Annotated in this window: 20 protein-coding genes; 6 read left to right on the forward strand and 14 right to left on the reverse strand. The window is 41.1% G+C overall.

The window, feature by feature from the left end; all coding sequences use genetic code 11:
* Window positions 1-26 precede the first annotated feature (26 nt).
* The 7 genes from nusB to glyA form a co-directional block, all read right to left on the reverse strand.
* On the reverse strand, window positions 27-437 hold the full coding sequence (gene nusB, locus L1266_RS06695; protein WP_054552571.1) for a transcription antitermination factor NusB: 411 nt from the start codon (window positions 435-437) through the stop codon (window positions 27-29).
* Window positions 438-452: 15 nt separating this feature from the next.
* Window positions 453-917, reverse strand: a complete 465-nt coding sequence (ribH, locus tag L1266_RS06700) for a 6,7-dimethyl-8-ribityllumazine synthase (RefSeq protein WP_054562661.1) — start codon at window positions 915-917, stop codon at window positions 453-455.
* Window positions 918-1,022: 105 nt separating this feature from the next.
* On the reverse strand, window positions 1,023-2,138 hold the full coding sequence (ribBA, locus tag L1266_RS06705; RefSeq protein WP_138615817.1) for a bifunctional 3,4-dihydroxy-2-butanone-4-phosphate synthase/GTP cyclohydrolase II: 1,116 nt from the start codon (window positions 2,136-2,138) through the stop codon (window positions 1,023-1,025).
* A gap of 42 nt (window positions 2,139-2,180) precedes the next feature.
* Window positions 2,181-2,834 carry a riboflavin synthase gene (locus L1266_RS06710; RefSeq protein ID WP_054552574.1) on the reverse strand — a complete coding sequence of 218 codons (654 nt, stop codon included), beginning with the start codon at window positions 2,832-2,834 and terminating at the stop codon, window positions 2,181-2,183.
* A gap of 4 nt (window positions 2,835-2,838) precedes the next feature.
* The gene (ribD, locus tag L1266_RS06715) at window positions 2,839-3,978 is read right to left on the reverse strand and encodes a bifunctional diaminohydroxyphosphoribosylaminopyrimidine deaminase/5-amino-6-(5-phosphoribosylamino)uracil reductase RibD (protein ID WP_235377140.1); all 1,140 of its coding nucleotides are present in this window, start codon (window positions 3,976-3,978) and stop codon (window positions 2,839-2,841) included.
* 2 nt (window positions 3,979-3,980) lie between these two features.
* Window positions 3,981-4,430 (reverse strand): transcriptional regulator NrdR, encoded by a 450-nt coding sequence (gene nrdR / locus L1266_RS06720; RefSeq protein WP_054552576.1) that lies wholly within the window; start codon window positions 4,428-4,430, stop codon window positions 3,981-3,983.
* 106 nt (window positions 4,431-4,536) lie between these two features.
* A complete protein-coding gene (glyA, locus tag L1266_RS06725; RefSeq protein ID WP_054552577.1) occupies window positions 4,537-5,793 on the reverse strand; it encodes a serine hydroxymethyltransferase in 1,257 nt (418 codons plus the stop codon).
* Between the two features lie 360 nt (window positions 5,794-6,153).
* On the opposite strand from glyA, the gene L1266_RS06730 reads away from it, so the two are divergent.
* Window positions 6,154-6,453 (forward strand): hypothetical protein, encoded by a 300-nt coding sequence (locus L1266_RS06730; RefSeq protein WP_138615810.1) that lies wholly within the window; start codon window positions 6,154-6,156, stop codon window positions 6,451-6,453.
* A gap of 64 nt (window positions 6,454-6,517) precedes the next feature.
* Here the strand turns inward: L1266_RS06730 and thrC are convergent, their stop codons facing one another.
* From thrC to L1266_RS06750, 4 genes are all read right to left on the reverse strand, one after another.
* Complete coding sequence (gene thrC, locus L1266_RS06735; RefSeq protein WP_235377141.1) at window positions 6,518-7,801, reverse strand: threonine synthase; 1,284 nt, start codon at window positions 7,799-7,801, stop codon at window positions 6,518-6,520.
* 18 nt (window positions 7,802-7,819) lie between these two features.
* Entirely contained in the window at window positions 7,820-8,746 is a 927-nt protein-coding gene (gene thrB, locus L1266_RS06740) for a homoserine kinase (RefSeq protein WP_138615806.1), read from the reverse strand.
* Between the two features lie 9 nt (window positions 8,747-8,755).
* Window positions 8,756-11,173: a bifunctional aspartate kinase/homoserine dehydrogenase I gene (gene thrA / locus L1266_RS06745; protein WP_235377142.1), complete on the reverse strand. Its 2,418-nt coding sequence runs from the start codon at window positions 11,171-11,173 to the stop codon at window positions 8,756-8,758.
* Between the two features lie 227 nt (window positions 11,174-11,400).
* On the reverse strand, window positions 11,401-11,775 hold the full coding sequence (locus L1266_RS06750; RefSeq protein ID WP_138600400.1) for a response regulator: 375 nt from the start codon (window positions 11,773-11,775) through the stop codon (window positions 11,401-11,403).
* A gap of 238 nt (window positions 11,776-12,013) precedes the next feature.
* On the opposite strand from L1266_RS06750, the gene L1266_RS06755 reads away from it, so the two are divergent.
* Both L1266_RS06755 and rdgC read left to right on the forward strand, forming a co-directional pair.
* The gene (locus L1266_RS06755; RefSeq protein WP_054552582.1) at window positions 12,014-13,777 is read left to right on the forward strand and encodes a sensor histidine kinase; all 1,764 of its coding nucleotides are present in this window, start codon (window positions 12,014-12,016) and stop codon (window positions 13,775-13,777) included.
* Window positions 13,778-13,867: 90 nt separating this feature from the next.
* Window positions 13,868-14,776 (forward strand): recombination-associated protein RdgC, encoded by a 909-nt coding sequence (gene rdgC, locus L1266_RS06760; protein WP_054552583.1) that lies wholly within the window; start codon window positions 13,868-13,870, stop codon window positions 14,774-14,776.
* A gap of 58 nt (window positions 14,777-14,834) precedes the next feature.
* Here rdgC and L1266_RS06765 read toward each other — a convergent pair whose 3' ends face one another.
* Window positions 14,835-15,677: an HDOD domain-containing protein gene (locus L1266_RS06765; protein ID WP_054552584.1), complete on the reverse strand. Its 843-nt coding sequence runs from the start codon at window positions 15,675-15,677 to the stop codon at window positions 14,835-14,837.
* A gap of 273 nt (window positions 15,678-15,950) precedes the next feature.
* Here L1266_RS06765 and L1266_RS06770 point away from each other — a divergent pair, with 273 nt between their 5' ends.
* A complete protein-coding gene (locus L1266_RS06770) occupies window positions 15,951-17,651 on the forward strand; it encodes a dipeptidyl-peptidase 3 family protein (protein WP_235377143.1) in 1,701 nt (566 codons plus the stop codon).
* Window positions 17,652-17,699: 48 nt separating this feature from the next.
* Here L1266_RS06770 and L1266_RS06775 read toward each other — a convergent pair whose 3' ends face one another.
* Together L1266_RS06775 and L1266_RS06780 are read right to left on the reverse strand one after the other, a co-directional pair.
* Window positions 17,700-18,452, reverse strand: a complete 753-nt coding sequence (locus tag L1266_RS06775) for a substrate-binding periplasmic protein (protein ID WP_054552586.1) — start codon at window positions 18,450-18,452, stop codon at window positions 17,700-17,702.
* A 58-nt stretch (window positions 18,453-18,510) separates the two neighbouring features.
* Window positions 18,511-18,915, reverse strand: coding sequence for an HIT domain-containing protein (locus tag L1266_RS06780; RefSeq protein ID WP_138600394.1), 405 nt, complete (start codon window positions 18,913-18,915; stop codon window positions 18,511-18,513).
* A 112-nt stretch (window positions 18,916-19,027) separates the two neighbouring features.
* Here L1266_RS06780 and L1266_RS06785 point away from each other — a divergent pair, with 112 nt between their 5' ends.
* A complete protein-coding gene (locus L1266_RS06785) occupies window positions 19,028-21,253 on the forward strand; it encodes a S9 family peptidase (protein WP_235377144.1) in 2,226 nt (741 codons plus the stop codon).
* A gap of 149 nt (window positions 21,254-21,402) precedes the next feature.
* Window positions 21,403-23,040, forward strand: a complete 1,638-nt coding sequence (locus tag L1266_RS06790; protein ID WP_054552589.1) for a methyl-accepting chemotaxis protein — start codon at window positions 21,403-21,405, stop codon at window positions 23,038-23,040.
* The last annotated feature ends 11 nt before the right edge of the window (window positions 23,041-23,051 follow it).

Genomic DNA, 23,051 nt, shown 5'->3' on the forward strand with positions numbered 1-23,051 from the left:
AAGCCGGCTCTCCTTTACGGGGTTACTTACTTACGCAGTTCTTTCACTGCTTTATCAAGTACACCGTTGACAAACTTATGGCTGTCTTCAGCACCAAACATCTTAGCAAGCTCAATGCCTTCATTGATTGCCACTTTGTAAGGTACGTCTTCACGGAATTTCAGCTCATAGCCAGACAGACGTAAAATTGCTTTTTCGACCATGTCTAACTCATCAGCTGGGCGTGCTAAATGTGGTGCAACGATTTCATCTAATTGCTTACAGTTAACAACAACACCGCGTGCTAGGTCTTTGAAATATTCGACGTCGATCTTAGTCACATCATTTTCAATTAACATTTGCTGTTCAATATCAGCAATTGGGTTGCCGCTTAACTGCCAAGAGTATACGGCTTGAAGTGCTAAGATACGTGCTTTACGTCTTGCTGCTGGTTTCACAGAGATTCCTTAAACTTAAATTTTGTCTAACACATTAACCATTTCAAGCGCACCTAAAGCAGCTTCGCCGCCTTTATTACCCATTTTGGTACCTGCGCGCTCAATTGCTTGCTCAATGCTTTCAGTGGTTAATACGCCAAATGCAACCGGGATATCGTACTCAAGAGATACTTGTGCAAGACCTTTGTTTGATTCGCCAGCGACTAAATCAAAGTGTGGCGTACCACCTCTGATCACGACACCTAGAGCGATGATTGCATCGTGTTCTTTCTTTGCTGCAACGCGTTTCGCTGCTAAAGGTAATTCAACGGCACCTGGTACGTAAACAACAGTAATGTCGTCTTCAGAAACACCACCTGTGCGCTTAAGCTCATCAACAGCACCTGCTAATAGGCTGCTACCAATAAAGTCATTAAAGCGAGAAATGACAATGGCAAATTTTTTGCCCGGTGCGTATTTGTTACCTTCAATAATTTTCATTTAATAACCCTAAAAAATAAGTTTAAGCGGTTGCGATTGCGCAAAAATTACGGCGCATAATACCACAAAAATATAAAAGTAGCCTAGTAAATCTATTTTCCCAAATTAAGAGCGAGGCTCAACATAGTCAACCACTTCTAAGTGGAAACCAGATAGCGCGTGGTACTTCTTAGGACGGCTCATTAAGCGCATCTTTTCAATACCTAAATCAGCCAAAATTTGCGAACCAACACCCACAGTACGCGAGGTACCTTGGAATTTACGATGACTGACATTTTCGCCCGCATCTTCAGCGGCAAAGGCTTTAACGGTTGCTTCTAAATCTTCAGTTGATTCTTGTTTACCTAAAATAACCAGCACGCCGTTATGCTCAGCGATATAAGCCATAGCATCTGATAAGCCCCAGCTACGATCAGCACTTCTATCTGATAATAGAATATCGTTAAAGGTGCTTTGTAAGTGAACTCGTACTAACGTTGGCTCATCTTTCGATACTTCACCTTTTTGTAAAACATAGTGAAGCTGACCATCAATTGTGTCTTTGTAGGTCACTAAATCAAACTCACCATGATCCGTTGGTAGTTTACATTTAGCAACACGCTCAATGGTGGTTTCGTTTAGGTTTCGGTATTCGATTAAATCTGCAATAGTGCCAATCTTTAAGTCATGCTCTTTAGCAAATACTTCAAGATCTGGGCGACGGGCCATAGTGCCATCTGCATTTAGAATTTCAACAATCACAGATGAAGGTTCAAGACCTGCTAAACGTGCTAAATCACAACCCGCTTCAGTATGACCAGCACGTGTTAACACGCCACCAGGCTGCGCCATAATTGGGAAAATATGCCCTGGCTGTACGATATCGCTCGGTACGGCACCTTTAGCGATTGCGGCTTGTACGGTACGTGCGCGGTCGGCTGCTGAAATACCTGTAGTTACGCCTTTCGCCGCTTCAATCGACATAGTGAAGTTAGTTGAAAAAGCTGCACCGTTATTTTTAACCATCAGTGGTAATTCTAACTGCTGACAACGCTCTTGTGTCATTGTTAAACAAATTAAACCACGGCCGTGTGTTGCCATAAAGTTGATGGCATCAGCACTGATATGTTCTGCCGCGATAATTAAATCGCCTTCATTTTCTCGGTCTTCATCGTCCATTAAAATAACCATTTTACCGGCTTTAATGTCATCGATAATTTCTTGCGCGCTGTGTAAATTCATAATGTGCCCATGAGAGTATGATTAATAGTGACGTATCTTTGCTTACTTAATAAAGCCAGCTTGTGCGAGCAAGCTCATTGATATGTCTGAACGGGAAGGTTGTTCAGCCCCTTTAATTAGGCGCTCTAAATAGCGAGCAATCTGGTCAACTTCTAAGTTCACCTGAGTACCCACCTGAAATTCTGCAATCGTTGTTTGCTCAGCAGTATGTGGAACAATCGTCAGCTTAAAGCGATTTTGCTCAACCTCGTTGACGGTTAGGCTAATGCCATCAATACACACCGAGCCTTTGTACGGAATGTACTTCATTAAATCATTGTCAGTACTTAACCAATACTCAGTTGCACGAGCATTAGGACTAATACTTTCGACAGTCGCAATACCATCAACATGGCCTGACACTAAGTGCCCACCTAGGCGAGAAACCGGTTGCATAGCTTTTTCGAGGTTAACTGTTTGCCCTTTTTTATAATGTGCAAACCCAGTTAAGCTAATTGTTTCGTTTGATAAGTCAGCACTAAAACCATCGCTATGTTTAGCGACAACCGTTAAACACACACCATTGGTGGCAATACTGTCACCGAGCTTGACGTCTTCCATATCCAAATTAGCGCTTTGAATACGAATAGCTAGATCGCCTTGCTTTTGTGTTAGTTCAACAATTTTACCTGTTGCTTCAATAATTCCAGTAAACATAGTGCTACTCTTTATTTTCAATTTTTGAGGCTTGCTTTGCTTTTGTCGCTGTTAAGCGAATATCGTCGCCAATCATCACTGTGTCAGTAAAGGTCAGTTCAGTGATATCACTCATCATGGTGACTTCTGCAAAGTTTAGTAAGCTTTTGCCCATATCACCTACTAACTTAGGGGCAATATAAACAATATATTCGTCAATTAAATCTTGCTCGGCAAACACCCCAGCAAGGGTTGCCCCCGCTTCGAGCCAAATATGATTAAATTGTAGTTCAGCAAGACGCTTTAAAACCGCCGATAAATCAACTTTATTGTTAACTGCTGGCACCACTTCGTGTTTAACAAAGTGAGGCCACTTGGTGTGATTATCAAGCGAAGTGGTAAAAATTATTACCGGGCTCTCGATGCTGAATAACGCAAGCTCAGGCGTTAACCTGTTTTGTGAGTCAATAATGATTCGGGTTGGTTGGCGCAAAGGCAGCGAGGTTGGCATGGTAAATGGCAACTCATCAACACGGACATTGAGTTTTGCATTATCAGTAATAACGGTGTCTGCACCGGTTAAGATACCGCAGCTTTGCGCACGAAATGCTTGCACATCTTGGCGCGCTTGAGGGCCTGTTATCCATTTACTTTGACCGTTATTTAGCGCAGTTTTACCATCTAAACTACACGCCATTTTACAGGTTACATATGGCAACCCAGTTTCCATACGCTTTAAAAAGCCTTTGTTTAAGTCGCGCGCTTGTTGCTCAAGTAAGCCAGATGCCACACTAATACCAGCGTCAGCTAATATCTGCAGGCCGCGACCACTTACCGCAGGGTTTGGGTCAACCATAGCAGCAATCACCTTGCTTACACCCGCAGCTTTTAAACCTTCGGCACAAGGCGGAGTGCGTCCATAATGACTACAAGGCTCTAAAGTGACATAGGCAGTGGCGCCCTTTGCTTTATCGCCAGCTACAGCCAACGCATTCACTTCAGCATGGCCCTGCCCTGCGATTTGATGAAACCCTTCGCCGACTATTTCGTCATCTTTAACCAGTACACAGCCAACATTCGGGTTTGGCGTGGTAGTAAAACGGCCGTGTTTAGCAAGCTCAATGGCACGCGCCATGTAAACAGTATCAAGTTCTGTAAACGACATGATTAATCACCTAAACGAGCGATTTCTTCTCCAAACTCGCGAATGTCTTCAAATGAACGATAAACCGATGCAAAGCGCACATAGGCTACTTTGTCGAGTTTTTTCAGCGACTCCATGATGCATTCGCCAATTAAATGGCTAGAGATTTCACGCTCACCGGTAGCACGAAGTTGAGATTTAATGATGTTAACGACTTCGTCGACCTGCTCAGTGCTCACTGGGCGTTTCTCTAAAGCGCGATGCAAGCCATTCAGTAACTTGTCTTCGTTAAATGGTTCGCGGCTACCGTCTTGCTTGATGACTCTTGGCATCACAAGTTCAGCGCCTTCAAAGGTGGTAAAGCGCTCATGGCATTCGTTACATTCACGTCGACGTCTCACTTGGTGACCACCGCCAACAAGTCGAGAATCAATTACTTTAGTATCTTTTGCGGTGCAAAAAGGGCAATGCATAGGGTTCTAGTTCCGTTTATAAAAAACAAAAAGGCCGCTTAGTAAGCGGCCTTTATGATAGCAAAAAACAACGCTATTGTTATCTTAATTACGGTTTAACCAGTAATTAAGCGTAAACTGGTAATTTTTTACAGATAGCTTTAACTTTCTCTTTTACTTCTGCTTGTACTGACTCATCGTTGATGTTGTCTAGTACGTCACAGATCCAGCCAGCAAGCTCTTTTGACTCAGCTTCTTTGAAACCACGGCGAGTAATAGCCGGAGAACCAATACGAAGACCAGACGTTACAAACGGTGAACGTGGGTCGTTTGGTACTGAGTTTTTATTTACAGTGATGTTAGCGTTACCTAGAGCAGCGTCAGCATCTTTACCTGTGATATCTTTATCGATTAGGTCTAGAAGGAATAAGTGGTTGTCTGTTTTACCAGAAACAACTTTGTAGCCACGCTCTTGCAGTACTTCAACCATAGCTTGAGCGTTCTTAACAACTTGTGCTTGGTACGCTTTGAATTCTGGTTGTAAAGCTTCTTTGAAAGCAACCGCTTTAGCAGCGATGATGTGGCATAAAGGACCACCTTGACCGCCAGGGAATACAGCGCTGTTTAGTTTTTTGTAGATCTCTTCATCACCACATGCAGAAACGATTAGACCGCCACGAGGACCCGCTAATGTTTTGTGAGTTGTTGTTGTAACAACGTGTGCGTGAGGGATTGGACTTGGGTATACACCCGCTGCGATAAGACCAGCAACGTGAGCCATATCTACGAATAAGTATGCGCCAACTTTATCAGCGATTTCACGGAATTTAGCCCAGTCAACAACGCCTGAGTATGCAGAGAAACCAGCGATGATCATTTTTGGCTTGTGCTCTAATGCAAGCGCTTCAACTTGAGCATAATCAATTTCACCTGTTTCGTCGTTTAGGCCGTATTGAATTGCATTGTACGTTTTACCAGAAAAGTTAACGTGTGAACCGTGAGTTAAGTGACCACCATGAGCTAAGCTCATACCTAGTACTGTATCGTGCGGCTGAAGAAGTGCTTGGAAAACAGCTGCGTTTGCTTGTGAGCCCGCATGCGGTTGAACGTTAGCGTAATCTGTGCCGAATAATTCGTTTGCACGGTCAATTGCTAATTGCTCAACAACATCAACATGCTCACAACCGCCATAGTAACGTTTGCCTGGGTAACCTTCAGCGTATTTGTTGGTAAGCTGAGAACCCTGCGCTTCGAGTACGCGTGGGCTACAATAGTTTTCAGACGCGATCAGTTCGATATGCTCTTCTTGACGAGCCGTCTCTTTAGTGATGGCTGCAAATAACTCTGGATCGAAATCCGAAATATTCATGCTACGTTCTAACATGGGGTCTCCTAAGGCAACGTGTATGGTGTTTTTTGAAGGCTGTATTGTACGCTTAAAACGCACTTTTGCCTATCTTGTAAAGATGAACATATTTAAACAGGGATTGAATTTATTTCACAGTGTTTTAATAATGATATTTTTTTATTGATACATAATAAAAATTTATAGATTTAAAATATTTCATAGATATTTAAAATGTTATTTCAACGAAAAACCGCCCGATTAAATTGCGTTTTTATAGGGACAAACTAAGCTTATAGGACTAGTCAATATCAAGGATGGTATAAGTACATGTTAGCTAAACCAATATACGAATTAGTCCCCTACGGATATTTTTTTCTTGGCATAAGCTGTATCGCATTGGCAAATAATTATGTGCCAACTCTCATCGGTGTAATCTTATTTTTATTAGGTGCTAATATTTGGCGGATGCGTTCAGAAGCCAGAAGAACCGATCATTCAAGCCAGCGTGTTAAACAAAAAAAACGTCGCTATTACTATGAATTTAAACCCTTTATCATTTTTATTTCGGCATTCACCTTGATGCAATGGACGCACAGTGAACTCGTCTCGATGATCAGTATTTTGCTGTGTATTTCGGCCGGGGTCATTCTTATCATGCGGGTTTTAAACCGACATAGTCATTCGTTACTTCATTAAAGGCTTCTTTAAAAGACTGCATTAAAAAGAGCGGCTTAGCCGCTCTTTATACCTTTATTAAGCACTAAGCTAATTTATTAAACAGCTCAGTTCGAAGCAATTGATAATCAAAGTTAATATCTTCAGCCAAGCACTCATTTGCTAGCACATCAGCAAGTGGTTTCGGCATAGGCAATTCGATGTCTAAAATTTCTTCTACACTGTCTTTAAATTTTGCTGGGTGTGCAGTCGCTAAAAAGATACCTGCACTGCCATCTGCTAGATTTTCTTTCAAGCCTTGATAAGCAATTGCAGTATGAGGCTCTGCGATGTAACCCGTTTGATGAATTTTTTTCATCACCTCTTTTGTTTCTTCTTCGCCAACACAGCTTGAATAAAAGTCATCATAGCTAAACCATTTGTTATCCAACATAAACTGAACACGTGGCCAGTTATTCGGTTTACTCACATCCATAGCGTTCGATAACGATTCAAGCGTGTCATACGGTGCCCACTCTTTGCTTTGTAAGAAACGTGGCACAGTGTCGTTTTGGTTAGTTGTAGCACTTAGTTTCGCTACTGGCATACCAAGCACAGCACCGATCATCGCAGCGCACACATTACCAAAGTTACCACTTGGGACTGAGATATGCGCTTTACTACGCTGCTCTTTAGGTAATTGAGCAATCGCTTCAAAGTAATAGCAAACCTGTGCAACTAAACGACTGATGTTGATTGAATTAGCAGAATTTAGACCTAGCTTTTGTTTCACTTCATCATCTAAAAACGCCTGTTTTACCATGCTTTGACAATCATCAAAGCTACCATCAACCGCATAGCAGTGAATGTTGTTGCCTAACGTTGTGAATAGCTTTTGCTGCGCTAATGAAATTTTACCTTTCGGGTATAAGATCACGACATCGATATTTGGCTTATTATAAAATGCATGGGCAACTGCAGCCCCTGTATCGCCTGATGTAGCCGTTAAAATCGTGACTTTTTCACCCTGATTAAATTGCGCAAGACACTCAGCCATAAAACGGCCACCAAAGTCTTTAAACGCAAGCGTTGGGCCATGAAATAATTCAAGGCAATAAATATCTTTTTCTACTTCAACTAACTTCACATCAAAGTTAAACGCATTTTGCACCATCTGTGCAACGGTATCGGCAGGAAGCTCGTCACCAATCAGGTGCGATAAAATCTTACTGCTACGGCTCACAAAGTCTAAATCAAGTAACTTATCAATGTCTTGAATTGGTGTAAGGCTATTAGGGAAGAATACACCTTGATTACGCCCTAAACCCGTTTTTACCGCTTCAACAAACGACACCTGTTGTGTTTCATCTTTTAAATTATGTAATTGCATGTTTATTCCTTAAATTCTTTAAAGCTGTCGTGTGCCAAGCTGATCAAGTTGGCAGATGTGGCAGAAGCCCTGCTCATTGATGTAATTATCATTCAGCCAAGCTGCACACTGCTTAGCAGCTTCCAGGCTCTTACACACGGTAAATAATGTTGGGCCCGCACCAGAAATGCTGACAATCTCTGCACCAAGCTCTGGCAAGGCACTCTTTGCTTCGGCAAAGCCTTGAATGAGCGGTGCGCGATGTGGCTCAGCGATTTCATCACTCATAATGGAAAGCGCTGCGTCAAAGCGACCTGTAAGCAATAAGCTGCTAAATGCAGAAAGTCGCTGAGCGAACTCGACACTGTCGTGCATTGATAATTGCGTTGGCAAGACCGAACGCGCTTTTGCGGTATTCAGTGAAAATCCCGGAAAAGCCGCTACGTAATACCATTGATTATCAACAGGTAACGAAATTGACTTGTTCGGAATGAGTTCACCAGTTAATTGCAAGCCACCTAAATAACAGGGTGTGATGTTATCGTAATGACGACCGCCACTAACAATGGCTTCAAAATCAGCCATCAACTCGATAAGTTGTTCTTGAGATAAGTTGGTTTCAGCGAACTTATCAAGGGCTGCAAACGCAGCCACCACAGAACAGGCACTCGAACCTAAACCTGAACCAATTGGTAGGTTCTTTTTAAGCTCAAGTTTTACCGCTGGCATAGTCGGTGCAACGTGTTCTTTAAAATGAATTAAACATTGATAAGCCAAGTTTTCTTCAGCATTAGCAGGCAGTTTGTGGGCATAGTCGCCTGAGCAGACAAAAGTATCTTGCTCAGCGGCACTCACCTCTACAACATCGCCTAATAAGGTGCCATCGATTGGTGCTAGCGCAGCACCTAACGCATCAAAGCCGACAGCAAAATTCCCGATTGAAGCGGGTGCATATACACGGATCATGACCAGCTCCTAACGTGTTAACGTTTTTAAAATGTCGGCAAATACGCCTGCAGCCGTTACTTCAGCACCTGCGCCATAACCACGAATAACAAACGGACGAGGTTGATAATATTGACTTAAGATGGCCAGTGCATTTTCACCGTCACGGATATCATAAAGAGCATGGCTACTATCTACGGCTTCAATGCCTACTTTACATTGACCGTTTTCAATAGTACCCACATAACGAAGTACTTTACCTTCGCTTGCAGCACTTTGTATACGGTCGTTAAACTGTGCATCAAGTGATGGTAGTTTTGCCATGAAATCTGCTACAGAATCACCTTCTGCAAACCCTTTTGGTAAAACAGATTCAACTTCGATATCGCTTAGTTCTAACTCAAGACCCGATTCACGGGCAATGATCAGTAGTTTTCGAGCAACATCAGTGCCTGATAAATCATCACGCGGATCTGGTTCTGTAAATCCACTTTCTTTCGCTTTTAACGTTGCTTCGCTAAGTGATAAACCATCTTGTAGCGCACCAAACATATACGATAATGAACCCGACAAGATACCGCTGAACTTAATAAGTTCATCACCGGCACCAAAGAGTGATTTCAGGTTATCAAGTACTGGTAAGCCTGCACCTACGTTTGTTTCGTATAAAAACTTACGATTATTCTTCTGTGTCGCTGCAACTAAATCTTGGTAGTAAGCATACGAGCTAGTATTGGCCTTTTTGTTTGCCGCAACAACGTGGAAACCGGCATTCAAGAAATCAACATATTGCCCAGCAAGCTTATCGGCTGAGCTACAATCTACGATCACAGGGTTAATTAAATGGTTTTGTTTAACAAATTGCTCGACCAAATTTAAATCAAATGCCTGCTCTGACACGGCTAATTTGTCTTGCCAACCATCAAAAGCAATGCCTTCGCTATCTAGATAAAGCTGCCTTGAATTAGCAACACCGTACAAGTTCAGTTTAATATTACGTTTTTCAAGCCATGCTTGTTGACGCTTTAACTGCTGGATAAGTTCTTGACCTACTAAGCCACAGCCAAGTAAAAACACATCGATTGAAGGAATGTGAGTAAAGAAGTTCTCATGGCACACTTTCACTGCGTCGTTGCATAGTTCACCATCGATAACCGCTGAAATAGCACTCTCAGTCGAGTCTTGTGCAATAGCAACAATGTTAACCTGCGCTTGAGCTAATGAAGCAAAGAACTTAGCAGCTAAGCCTTTGTGCGCACGCATGTTATCACCAACTAGAGTAACAATCGCAAGGTTACGCTGTACTTGAACTGGTTCGATTAAACCGGCTTGTGATTCTAATTCGAAAGCAATTTGTAATGCTTCTAGAGCAAGTGATAGGTCGCTCTCATGCACACAGAAACTGATACTAAATTCACACGAAGATTGTGTGATTAGTACAATTGACACATTGTCATGCGCCAATGCATTAAATACTTTTGATGCCATACCCACTTTGCCTTTCATACCTGGGCCAGACACCGTTAACATAGCGAGGTTTTGTAAACTTGATAGCGCTTTAACAGGCTCGTTCGACACACTGTCGTTACTGATCACTGAACCTTCAGCGCGTGGGTTATGAGTATTTTTGATCTCACACGGCACACCTGCTTTAGCACAAGGTAAAATCGTTTTCGGGTGTAATACTTTCGCACCAAAGTAAGACAGCTCCATTGCTTCTTTATAAGATAACGAATCAACCTTAGATGCTTTTTTGATATAACGCGGGTCAGCATTGTAAACACCGTCAACATCAGTCCAGATCTGGCATACATCAGCTTCTAAACATGCTGCCGCAATAGCTGCTGAGTAATCTGAACCATTGCGACCAAGTGTTGTTAGTTCCCCCTGCTCATTGGCAGCAGTGAAACCCGGCATGATATAAATTGTGCTCGGTGCCGCTTTTAATGCAGCTTGAAAACGTAACTTACTTGCGGCCAAGTCAGCTTCAGCATCAATGTAGCCACCCACTGAAGCTATACAGTCTGTTGCTTCTAAATAACGAGCATTACTTTCGTTAAGCATACACTCCATCAAGGCAACACTAACGCGCTCACCAAAACTAATTACATAAGCACGTACTTGGTCTGGGCAACACTTCAAAAGTGCAACACCATCCAGTTTATTCTTAAGTTCGTTTAAATCAGGCCAATTCACTACCTGACCAAAGTCAGCTTCAACAGCAGCTTTTAATTGTTCACAGCGCGCAACCAATGCTTGCCATAACTCACTAAAATCTTGCCCCTGCTCTGCGGCGCTTGCTAATGCTACTAATGAATCTGTCATGCCACCTGGTGCTGACAGCACTAACAGCATTTCATCGCGTAATTCTTCTTTGACTAACTGAGCTACCTGTTGCAAACATGCGTAGTCGGCCAAGGACGACCCACCAAATTTTAATACTCGCATTATTTATGTTTCCTCATTCCATAAACGAAAAAGGCCTGTGTTCTAGTGAACACAGGCCTATAAATTTGTTGCACCGACCTATGCCACTATCCCGTAAGGATGATGGTTGTAATAATAATGGTCGTTGCGTGATTAAATGTTTTCATAGCCTTTAGACTGCCTTAAATGTAGCCAAGCTGTCAACCCTTAAAGAAAAGATAAATTATGCGCTTTTGTTATAAAAAAGATTAATGAATACCAAATTTATGCAAAGTTGCTTTAAGTCGAACAATATCTATTGGCTTATCGATGAAATCAATGGCTCCCAAACTAACTACTTTTTGCTTCATTTGCGCTTGAATATCAGCTGAAATCACTATAACAAAGCACTCTATTTTCTCTGCTTTGATCGTTTCAAGTACAGCAACACCATCTAGCTCTGGCATAGTTAAATCCAAACACAATAGATCAAAGTTTTGCTCGCGTAGTAAAGCAAGTGCTTCTCGACCATTGGTTGCTTGTTGAATATCAGCACTTAAACAGTTACCTAAGCACCGAACTACTTGTTTGCGAGCTATACTTGAATCATCACAAACCAGTATTGAAAAATTAGGGTTATTCATGAATATAAAAATCTTCGCTGTAGCAAATACAACATCTAAAAAGGCTAAAGTAAAAAACGAGCGAAATTTATAACACACTTTTATTGGTGCAGTAAGGTTAAGTTTTTTTAAAAAATAGTAACAATTTATAAATACTCCAGTAAAAAAGGATTTATTTATTTATTTTTAACCGTTTATTAGCTAACTTTAGAACTAATTGAATGTATTACAAATGTAACCAAGGAGCTATGGGTATTCTATGTTACAGAAAAGCCTATCAAAAGAATTGTTAACAAATGTGCTCTCGGTCTACTTCTTACTCACTTTTGTAGTGACCTGTGGGCAGGTTATTGCTGAATATGTAAACACTAAAGATTACATTCGTGACGAATTAACCACTTTACAAAAAACATTTAGCCGTAGTTTAACCCGTGCAATTTGGGAGCTTAACGATAAACAAACCATCACAACAGCTGAAGGCTTACTCGCAATTCCTATGATCGAAGGCATTATTGTGCGCGATGATAGTGGCGAGGTACTCTCACAATTAGGTCGCTCATTAGATATTCACGAGCTATATAGCCAGCAGTTAGTGCAAGAAGAAGCGATAATTGAAGATACACCATCCGGTTTATTCGGCTATACATTTCCGCTTATTTTTGAGTTTTCGGGTAAAACAACTCAAGTAGGCGATGTAACCTTATTCTCAAGCCGAGAAGTGGTATTTAGCCGCATCATGATCTCTATTTATTTTCTAATCGGTAACGCAATGATCAAAACCACCTTTTTGATCATACTTTTCTTATTAGCATTTAGAAAACGCTTAACTGAACCACTTGCGCAATTTACAGAACAAATTGAAGATCTTGAACTAAACGATTTAGAAGGCCGCCATATCGAGATCCACACAACTGAACACAACGAATTAAAAGTAATGGAAGAATCTTTTAACCGTTTAATAGATAAAGTTGTTCTCTACCGAGAAGAACTGGAACATACTCAGAAAGAGCTTGTACTTAGTAATGAAAAACTCGACCAACATAATTTACAATTAGAGCAAGAAGTCGCGCGCAAAACATCTAACCTTAGCCAAGCGATGATGGATTTGCAGCAACAGAAATATGAATTAGAAAAACAAAAGCTAACACTGACTGAAGAGATAGACCTTCGTAAACAAACTGAACAAGAACTCATAACCAAGCAAACTGAGTTACAGCGCTATGTTGATGAGTTGAACTTAGCACAGGAGCGCCTAGTCGGCTCCGAGAAAATGGCTGCTTTAGGCGGCTTAGTTGCAGGTATTACCCATGATGTAAATACACCAATCGGGATTGGTGTGACTGCGACTTCATTTTTACAAGAACGTTTAGATCAGATTGAAGCGGCATACAAAGAAAAAACCCTATCACCAAAAGCGCTTGAAGAGTTTATTAATGACGCCAAGCAAAGCACTAGCTTACTTACTAGTAATTTAGACCGTGCATCAGAGTTGGTTGCAAGTTTCAAACAAATTGCAGTCGATCAAGCTAGTGAAGCAGTACGTACTATTAATTTCAAAGAGTATTTAGGTGAAGTGATCCGCTCTTTACATCCAAAACTAAAGAAAACATCTCATCATATCAATTTAGATTGCCCTGAAGATTTAACGCTCAACCTGCCTGCAGGCGCTATTAGCCAAATTTTTACAAACTTGATCATGAACGCACTTATTCATGGCTTTGAAGGTATTGAAAGTGGCATCATAGATATCATAATTAAAGACGAAGAAGATGAAGTCGTTATCGACTTTAAAGATAATGGTAATGGTGTATCCGAACATCAGCTAGAAAAACTGTTTGACCCGTTCTTCACAACCAAGCGTGATCAGGGTGGCAGTGGGTTAGGTACTCATATCACTTTAAACTTAGTGAAGCAAACCCTTGGCGGTGATATAGAAGTAACAAGCGAAGTTGGAAAAGGCTTGCATTACCATATTAGTTTCCCAAAAAACATGCCTAAACCGCTCTCAATGTTTAACTCATAAGCATTTCGTACTGATGGCGAAATGATTCATTTCGACATCAGTTTTTTATTGTTATGATTGGGCAAATTTATTGAAAGGATTAGCCTAATTATGTGGTTTAGTAACCTTATCTGCTACCGTTTTAAACAAGACGTTTCATACTCTCAAGAAGACTTCGACAAAGCCCTAGAACAAGATCTGTTCCGCTCATGTACAGGCCAAGAGCTTTCAACATTTGGTTGGACAAAAGCCTTTGGTAAGCATGGTCAAACTCTATCTCACTTCTCTCAAGACAGCATTTTAGTATGCGCTAAGCGTGAAGAAAAAGTACTGCCTGCGGCCGTTATCAACGAATTGGTTGCAGAGAAAGTTGAGCAAATCGAAGCGGAAGAAAACCGTCCGGTAAAGAAAAAAGAAAAAGACGAACTAAAAGAAAATATTCTGCACACTTTACTGCCTCAAGCATTTAAAAAGTCGAGCCTACAGTTTGCGTTTATTGACCAAAAAAATGGCTGGGTTGTCGTTAACAGCGCAAGCTTTAATAAAGCAGAAGAGCTTTTAGCCCTACTTCGTAAATCACTTGGCACGCTACCTGTCGTACCTGCATTTGCTAATTATGATTTAGATGTATTTTTAACAGATTGGTTAACTAATTTCAGCACTCCTGAAGGCTTCTCTATCGGTAACGATGCAGAGCTTGAAGAAGCCGATGACAGTGGTGCTCAGGTTAAATTGAAAGGCCATGACTTATCATGTGACGAAGTAAAGTCACACCTAGAAAATGGTAAGCGCGTAACTAAACTGGCTCTTGATTGGCAAGAACGCGTTAAGTTCATGCTACAAAACGATGGTTCGATTAAGCGTCTAAGCTATTCAGAAACATTAAAAGAAGAAAACGCCGACATTCCAAAAGAAGATATGGCGGTAAAACTTGATGCTGACTTCATCTTAGCGTCAGAAGAAATTAAACAGTTGCTAGAAGAGCTGACCCAAGGCTTAGGCGACGCTGAAGATTTATAAAATTAACCTAAATGTTAATTAACACAAAGCGCGACTTGGTCGCGCTTTGTGTTTTTAGCTATTCAGTAAAAATGGCTTTGACCTCATCAAGCATATCGTGATATTCGTCTTCATTAAATAACTCAAGCGATTCTATTACGCCTTTATCTACGTATGTTTGCAATGCTGCCGATTTGTCAGAAACCTGCAAGATGCCTTCTAAAATCGCACCAATACGAATAAAGTCAACATAGCATATATGCTCTGGACGATAGTTTGGATTTGCCCAGCTTTCAGCAACTTCGACGAACTCATCAGTAAAGCCCCAAGCACGCATAATTGCGCCACCTACTTTGCCTCCTAATTTTTGGATAGCGTGTGCCAAAAAACTTGGATTTGCAAAAACTTCAGGGTGCTTTTCAGCCTCAGTCAAAATTGGCAACACGCCTATGTTATAGACTAATGAAGCTAGCGTAATGGTATCTCGGTTCAGTGATGTTTGCTTATTTCGACGTAAGAAAAAGTCCATTAGAGTAATTGAGTGACATGCAACTTTAAGGGTTTTTTGCCATGCTTTATCCATATACCCTTTTATCAGCTCATTATGCGATACAAACAATTGTTCCATCGCCATTGCGGTGGCAATATTTTTGATTTGACGAAGACCAATTCGTGTGACGGCTTGATGAAGATTGGTGACTTTAACTGAGCGCCCCATAAATGCACTGTTGGCCACTTTAATCATTCGTGCCGATAACGCAGGATCATGGGAGATAACATCTGCCATATCCATCAAGTTTACTTCTGGGTTATCTGCTGCTTGCCTCACTTTTACTGCAACTTCAGGTAATGTCGGTAACACTAAAGTGTCATTATTTATTCTGTCGACCAATATGGTCAGTAATGCATTCTCTGTTGACATATGCGTGCCATCCTCTTGGGTTAGTTTGCCAAAATAAAGACAAACTAATGACTGACATTATTAGATTAGTTCTTGTTTTAGTATTGTCTAACTTAACGCTAAAGTTAAGAAAATCACAGAAATTATCTCTTTTTATGCTTTTTAATCATGTAACTGATAAATAAATATCGCTTCTAGCGCTGTATACTTGCCATGTATATGACAGGTTTGCTTTAATGCATACACTTTTTGTTTTAATAACAATGACTCTCACTAAAATCGGGAACGGGCAAAATGACATTAAATAAAATTAGCCAAGCACTTATCTTATCTGGTGCTGTTTTTCTTGGTGCATGTTCTGATCAGCAAGCAACCACTTCTCAAACTCAGCCTGCTGCAGAGCAAACAAAGCAAAGTATTGAACAGAACAACCCACAACTTATCAATGTAGATGAAAACCGTTTAGACATTTACACAGACTTCACACTTACTTCTGATCTTAGCCACCTGAGTGATAACCAAAAGCAAATGGTTGGTAAGTTGATCGATGCCTCAAAAATTATGGATGAGCTATTCTGGCGCCAAGCATTTGGTGAGAACAAAGACGCTTTCTTAGCAAAAATCAATGATGAAAAAGTTCAGAAGTTTGCAGATATCAACTACGGCCCTTGGGATCGCTTAAACGGCGACCAAGTTTTCTTATCAGGTTATGAAGAAAAGCCTCTAGGCGCTGAATTTTACCCAAGCGATATCACTAAAGAAGAATTAAACAACGCAATCGTTGATGACAAAACAGGTCTTTACTCAGTGATCAAACGTGACGAGAAAGGCCTTCTTTACAGTGTAGCTTACTCTGTTGAGTACGCACAAGAGCTAGAAAAAGCAGCCAACTTGTTACGTGAAGCAAGCAAGCTAGCTGATGATAAAGAATTCGCTAACTACTTAAGCATGCGTGCAGATGCACTAGTAAATGATGACTTTCAACCATCTGATTTTGCATGGATGGATATGAAAAATAACCCTATTGATGTGGTTATTGGTCCTATTGAAACCTATGAAGATCAACTATTTGGTTACCGTGCGGCGTATGAATCTTATGTACTAATCAAAGACTTGGCATGGAGCGAGCGTTTAGCTAAATTCGCTGCTTTCTTACCAGAGCTACAAAAAGGTTTACCTGTAGACGAAAAATATAAGCAAGAAGTCCCAGGTTCAGACGCTGACTTAAATGCTTATGATGTCGTTTATTACGCAGGCCACTCAAATGCGGGTAGTAAAACAATTGCTATCAACTTGCCAAATGATGAGCAAGTACAGCTAGAAAAAGGCACACGTCGTTTACAGCTTAAAAACGCAATGCGTGCTAAGTTCGATAAAATCTTAGTGCCTATTTCAGAGCAGCTAATTGTTCCTGAGCAACGTAAACACATTACCTTTGACGCTTTCTTCGCAAACACTATGTTCCACGAAGTAGCGCACGGTTTAGGCATTAAAAACACCATTACGGGTAAGGGTACTGTTCGCCAATCATTGCAAGAGCATGCAAGTGCCCTTGAAGAAGGTAAAGCGGATATCTTAGGTCTTTACATGGTTGAGCAATTACTTAAGAAAGGCGAGATCACTGACGGTACATTAGAAGATTACTACATCACCTTTATGGCTGGTATCTTCCGTTCAGTGCGTTTTGGTGCTTCAAGCGCACATGGTAAAGCGAATATGATCCGCTTTAACTTCTTCGCTGAAGAAGGCGCATTTTCTAAAAATGCTGACGGCTTATACAGCGTTAACATGGAGAAAATGAGCCAAGCAATGGAAAAACTATCGCGCTTAATCTTAACGATTCAAGGTGACGGTGATTACCAAAAAGTTGATCAGCTAATCGCAACTCATGGTGAGATCAAAGCAGAGCTAGCGAAAGATTTAGAAAAATTAAGCCAAGCTAATATCCCAGTTGATGTTACTTTCAAACAAGGCAAAGAAGTATTAGGCCTTTAATACCAGCCTTGTCTGATATAAAAAACGCTGCAATTGCAGCGTTTTTTATTATTCTCGTGCGACAAAACTTAATCCATATTTGCTATTCAGCTGGACTATATCACCACTAATCAACATCTTATTAAACTCTGAATTAAAGTCATCTATAAACTCATTAAGCTCCCGTTGCTTAGTGAAACCATAATAGCCTTGATTCACCGTAATGATTGGCGACAGCATGATAACCTTACTAGAAATTGATAAATCATCAATAATCGGAAGAGCAGCTCGCGGGTGAGTCATCACTAGATCAACTCGATTATGCATTAACTGTAAAAAACTAGCTTTAACACTCGCCACTTCTGACAAAGTTAAACTTGATTTATTGCGTTTAAATTCTGAACCATAATTCCAACCCCGAGTAATACCAATCACGTCTTTACGTAAGCTTGCGAAATTACCAGCCCAAGTTACATCGCTATTTTTTTTGGTAAAAAAGACAATAGGATCTTCATAAAATGGCAAGGCACTAAATTGCATATATTGTTGACGTTGAAGAGACTTATAAGGACCGATAATGGCATCTGCATGGCCTTGCTCAACCATTTTTAAAGCACGCTTTAGTGGCATGATATCGATGACGAGTTCATGCCCAAGACGTCGACAAATTTCATGAGCAATATCAGCACCTAAACCAATCACTGTACCTTGTTGATCTTGTTCTAAGATTGCGGGGAAATGGCTCCCAACAAAGTAATAACTTTTTGCTGTTACGGAAAATGAACATAGAAAAGCCAATACGGCTATTACTGTGCTTTTCACTTTTATTAGTCTCTTATTTTTCGCATCTACTTAGCTTAGCGCAATTTAATATGATTGATTAAAAATGTGCTCTTAGTTGCTCTATTTGTTCATCGCTATATGGAACTGCCGGTAATTTCCCCCAAATAGGCGCTGGCCAAGCCGGATCGGTAGTGAAGCGTGCAATATGATGAACATGTAATTGCGGCACCATATTACCCAATGCTGCTATATTGAGTTTGTCTGGGCTGAATACCTGTTGTAACAACTTACTCAGTTTGCCCGACTCTTGTAATAAGGTAATTTGTAGCTCTTCAGACAGATCGATAATCTCTTTAACGTCTGCAACTCTTGGCACTAAGATAAACCAAGGGTACTGGCTATCATTCATCAGCAATACTTTACACAGTGGCCAATCCGCAAGTTCAATGCAGTCGCGTTGTAGTTCTGGGGCCAGAGAAAACGACGTATCAGTATTTTTCATCAATAAATCCTTTGATATTGGGTAATCAAATCCTACTTTATAGCATTTTGTTGCAGTTGCCTAAGCTTACCATTAACATCATGGCAGTTTTTATTCGAGCGAAGGTACTCCTGTGCTAAAAAAAATTAAATCTCTCTCACTTGCTCTGCCAGTGGTGGCCACTGCATTTAGTGTGACTGCTGAACCACTCACACTTGAGCGTATTTTTGACGATCCAAGCTTAGCAGGCAAAGCGCCTGTACAACTTAAATTCTCTCCAGACGGCAGTCGTGTCACTTACCTGCAAGGTAAAACCGATGATTACAACCGCTACGATCTATGGGAATACAACTTAAAAGATAACAAAAACCGCTTATTAGTTGACTCTGCTGCGCTATTTTCTGGTCCAGAAAACTTATCTGATGAAGAAAAAGCACGCCGTGAGCGCCAACGTATTTTTGGTAAAGGGATCTTAGAATATAAATGGTCTAAAGATGGTAAAGCGCTTTTATTCCCACTTAATGGCGACCTTTACTATTACGAGCTTGCCTCAGCTAAAAGCCGCAAATTAACCGACACAGACGCATTTGAAACCGATGCACGCTTCTCACCTAAAGGGCACTTCGTATCGTTTATTCGTAAGCAAAACCTATACGCACTTAACTTAAAAACGGGTCAAGAAATCCAATTAAGTAAAGATGGTGGCGGTGTTATTAAAAACGGTATGGCCGAGTTTGTTGCGCAAGAAGAAATGGGCCGTATGACTGGCTACTGGTGGTCTGGTGATGAGTCTAAAATCGCTTATACCCGTGTTGATGAAAGCCCAGTAAAAGAAGCGATCCGTAATGAAATTTACGCCGATGAAGTAAAGCTTTTTAACCAACGCTACCCGTTTACAGGTACCGACAACGTTAAAATTCAGTTAGGTGTTGTAAGCATCAACAATCAAAAAACTGACTGGGTTGATTTAGGCGACGATCAAGATATCTATATCGCTCGCGCAAAATGGTTAAAAGATAACAAAACGCTTTCTTATCAGTGGCAAGACCGCTCGCAACATAACTTAGAGTTACGTTTTTATAATAGCGACACTAAAAAACAAACGGTTGCCCTAACAGAAACCAGTGATACTTGGATTAACCTACACTTTGATTTGCAATTCTTAAACGATAAAAAGCATTTCGTTTGGGCATCTGAGCGCGACGGTTTTAAACACCTTTATTTATACCGCACAAACGGTGAAATGATCCGTCAAATCACCCAAGGTGAATGGGTTGTTGATAGCTTAAAAGGTATCGATGAGAAAAAAGGCATCGTGTATTTTGCAGGTCGTAAAGATACAGCACTTGAGAGCCACCTTTACAGCGTACCGCTATTCAAAAAAGGCGAAATTAAGCGCGTAACTGAGCTAGGTGCTTACCATAATGTGGTAATTGCTAAAGATAACAAAACCTTTATCGATAACAGCTCATCAGTGAATAAGCCTGGCTCTGCGGCATTACGTAAAATTAATGGCGAATTTATCACTTGGCTTGAAGAAAACAAGTTAGATAAGTCACACCCATTAACGCCTTACCTAGCTGATTTGATCACCCCAGAATACGGCACACTAACGGCTGAAGACGGGCAAATCATGCATTACCGTTTATTCAAGCCAACTAATTACCAAGACGGTAAAAAGCACCCAGTTATTGTTAACGTGTATGGCGGCCCTCATGCTCAGCGTGTAACGAACAGCTGGCGTAGTAAAAACTTATACTTCCAGTACATGGCACAACAAGGCTATGTTATTTTCCAACTTGATAACCGTGGTTCATACAACCGTGGTAAAAAATTTGAAGACGTGATTTATAAGCACTTAGGTGTGGCTGAAGTGGCAGACCAAATCAAAGGTGTCGAGTTCTTACGCACCCTTGATTACGTTGACCCTGAACGTATTGGAATTTATGGCCACAGCTATGGTGGTTATATGGCGCTTATGACTATGTTTAAAGCGGGCGACTACTTCAAAGCCGGTGTTTCTGGTGCGCCAGTTACTGATTGGGCACTTTACGACACTCACTACACTGAGCGTTATGTAGGTCACCCTGCAACTAACGCGAAAGGTTACGAAGCAAGTGCAGTTTTCCCGTATGCTGAAGGCTTAAAAGGCCCGCTGATGATTTATCACGGTATGGCTGATGATAACGTGTTATTCACTCACGCCACTAAGTTATTCAAACAACTGCAAGATCAAGAAAAACAGTTCGAAATGATGACTTACCCGGGCTCAAAACACAGTTTACGTGGCAAGAGCGTACAAACGCACTTACACCAAACCATCACAAGTTTCTTCAACCGACACTTTAACGTTGAGTAATAACGTTTAATTTCGGTAACTTAGACTAAAGGCTGATTGTTAAATCAGCCTTTTTTTTGTCTCAATGTATTCTACTATTTAACTAGATTTTCGACCTATTTTGGCTACGCTTAATACATTGCTCTTATGAGCATGACGAAGGAACACACATGAATTACTTACGCCGTTTTACAATTTTTCAGCGCCTCGCCATGTTAGTGAGTGTGGTCGTGATAGGGCTGATATTTTTGAGCGTCTCGAGTTTAACGCAGCAATACAGCTCGCTAAAGCAAGAGCAATACATAAAAACCCAAAACCTTGTTGAGTCAGCCTACTCTATTATCGAGCATAACTATGCGTTGTTTGAGCAAGGTAAGCTGAGTGAGCAACAAGCCAAGCAAGCAGCCCTCGAAACAATTTCTGCACTACGTTATGACAATAACAATTACTTTTGGATCAACGATTATGAACCCGTTATGGTCATGCACCCGTTTAAGCCAGAATTAAATGGTAAATCGCTAGCGGGCAGTAAAGATCCAGATGGTGTGTTGTTATTTGTCGATATGGTTAATATCGTCAAAAAACAAGGAGAGGGTTTTATTCCCTATAAGTGGCCAAAGCCAGGTAAAGATCAGCCCGTTGATAAAATTGCCTACGTAAAAGGGTTTGCAAAGTGGCAATGGATTGTTGGCTCTGGTGTCTACATTGATACCATTGAAGAGGCGTTCTCGTCACTTCGTACCCATGTCATTATCACCGCGGTAGTGATTATTGCCTTACTGGTTGCGCTTAGCTACCTAATTGCCAATAGCATTCTTCGTCCGACACAACTTGCCGCAAATATGATGAAAGATATCTCACAAGGTGAAGGTGATTTAACTCAAAAGCTTGATGAAAACGGCAATGATGAAGTGTCTCGTTTGTCGCGCTACTTTAATTTGTACACGGCCAAAATGCGTGAGTCACTAAAACATGTTGCCGACAACGCAGAGCAAGTGAATCAGTTTGCCCACAGCGTTGATGATGCCAGCAAAACCAACCATTCATTTATAGAACTGCAAAACGATAGCTCAACTCAAGTGGCCACAGCGATGGAACAAATGACCCATCAAATTCATGATGTTAGTCAGAATGCTGAACAAGCTGAGCATGCCGCTAACGAAGCTGCACAAAATGCAGAAACGGGTAAGCAAGTTCTTAATAAGACAATAACAGCCATTGAAACCTTGTCGCGTAACATTGAACAAGTGAGTAAGGTTACTGCCGACCTTGCTGCAGAGAGTAACAACATAGGCTCAGTACTTGATGTTATCCGCAGCATTGCAGAGCAAACCAACTTACTGGCACTCAATGCAGCCATTGAAGCAGCACGTGCTGGTGAGCAAGGCCGAGGCTTTGCCGTTGTAGCTGACGAAGTACGTACATTAGCAAGTCGCACAGGTAAAAGTACTGACGAAATTCAAGCCATGATCAGTAAACTACAAACCGGTGCACAAGCTGCTGTTGATGCTGTATCAGCAAGTCAGCAGTTATCAAGTGAAACGGTTTCACAGGCAGGTGAAGCAAATAGCTCCCTCAGTGAAATTGAACGACTAGTCACTATTATCAAAGATATGAATAGCCAAATTGCCCGCGCTACCGAGCAACAAACCAGCGCCGCAGATGAAGTTAACTTGCGGATTAATGAGCTTTCTCAATCAACCGAGCAATCACTGTCGAATACCCAAGGACTTTCCAACGCCAGTGATAATTTAAAGCATAGCTCACAAGCATTGAGCGATGTAGTTAACCGTTTCAAACTCGATTGATCACAGCAATT

Origin of the sequence: Pseudoalteromonas sp. Cn5-37 (assembly GCF_021532495.1) — a bacterium.
Lineage (GTDB): Bacteria > Pseudomonadota > Gammaproteobacteria > Enterobacterales > Alteromonadaceae > Pseudoalteromonas > Pseudoalteromonas simplex.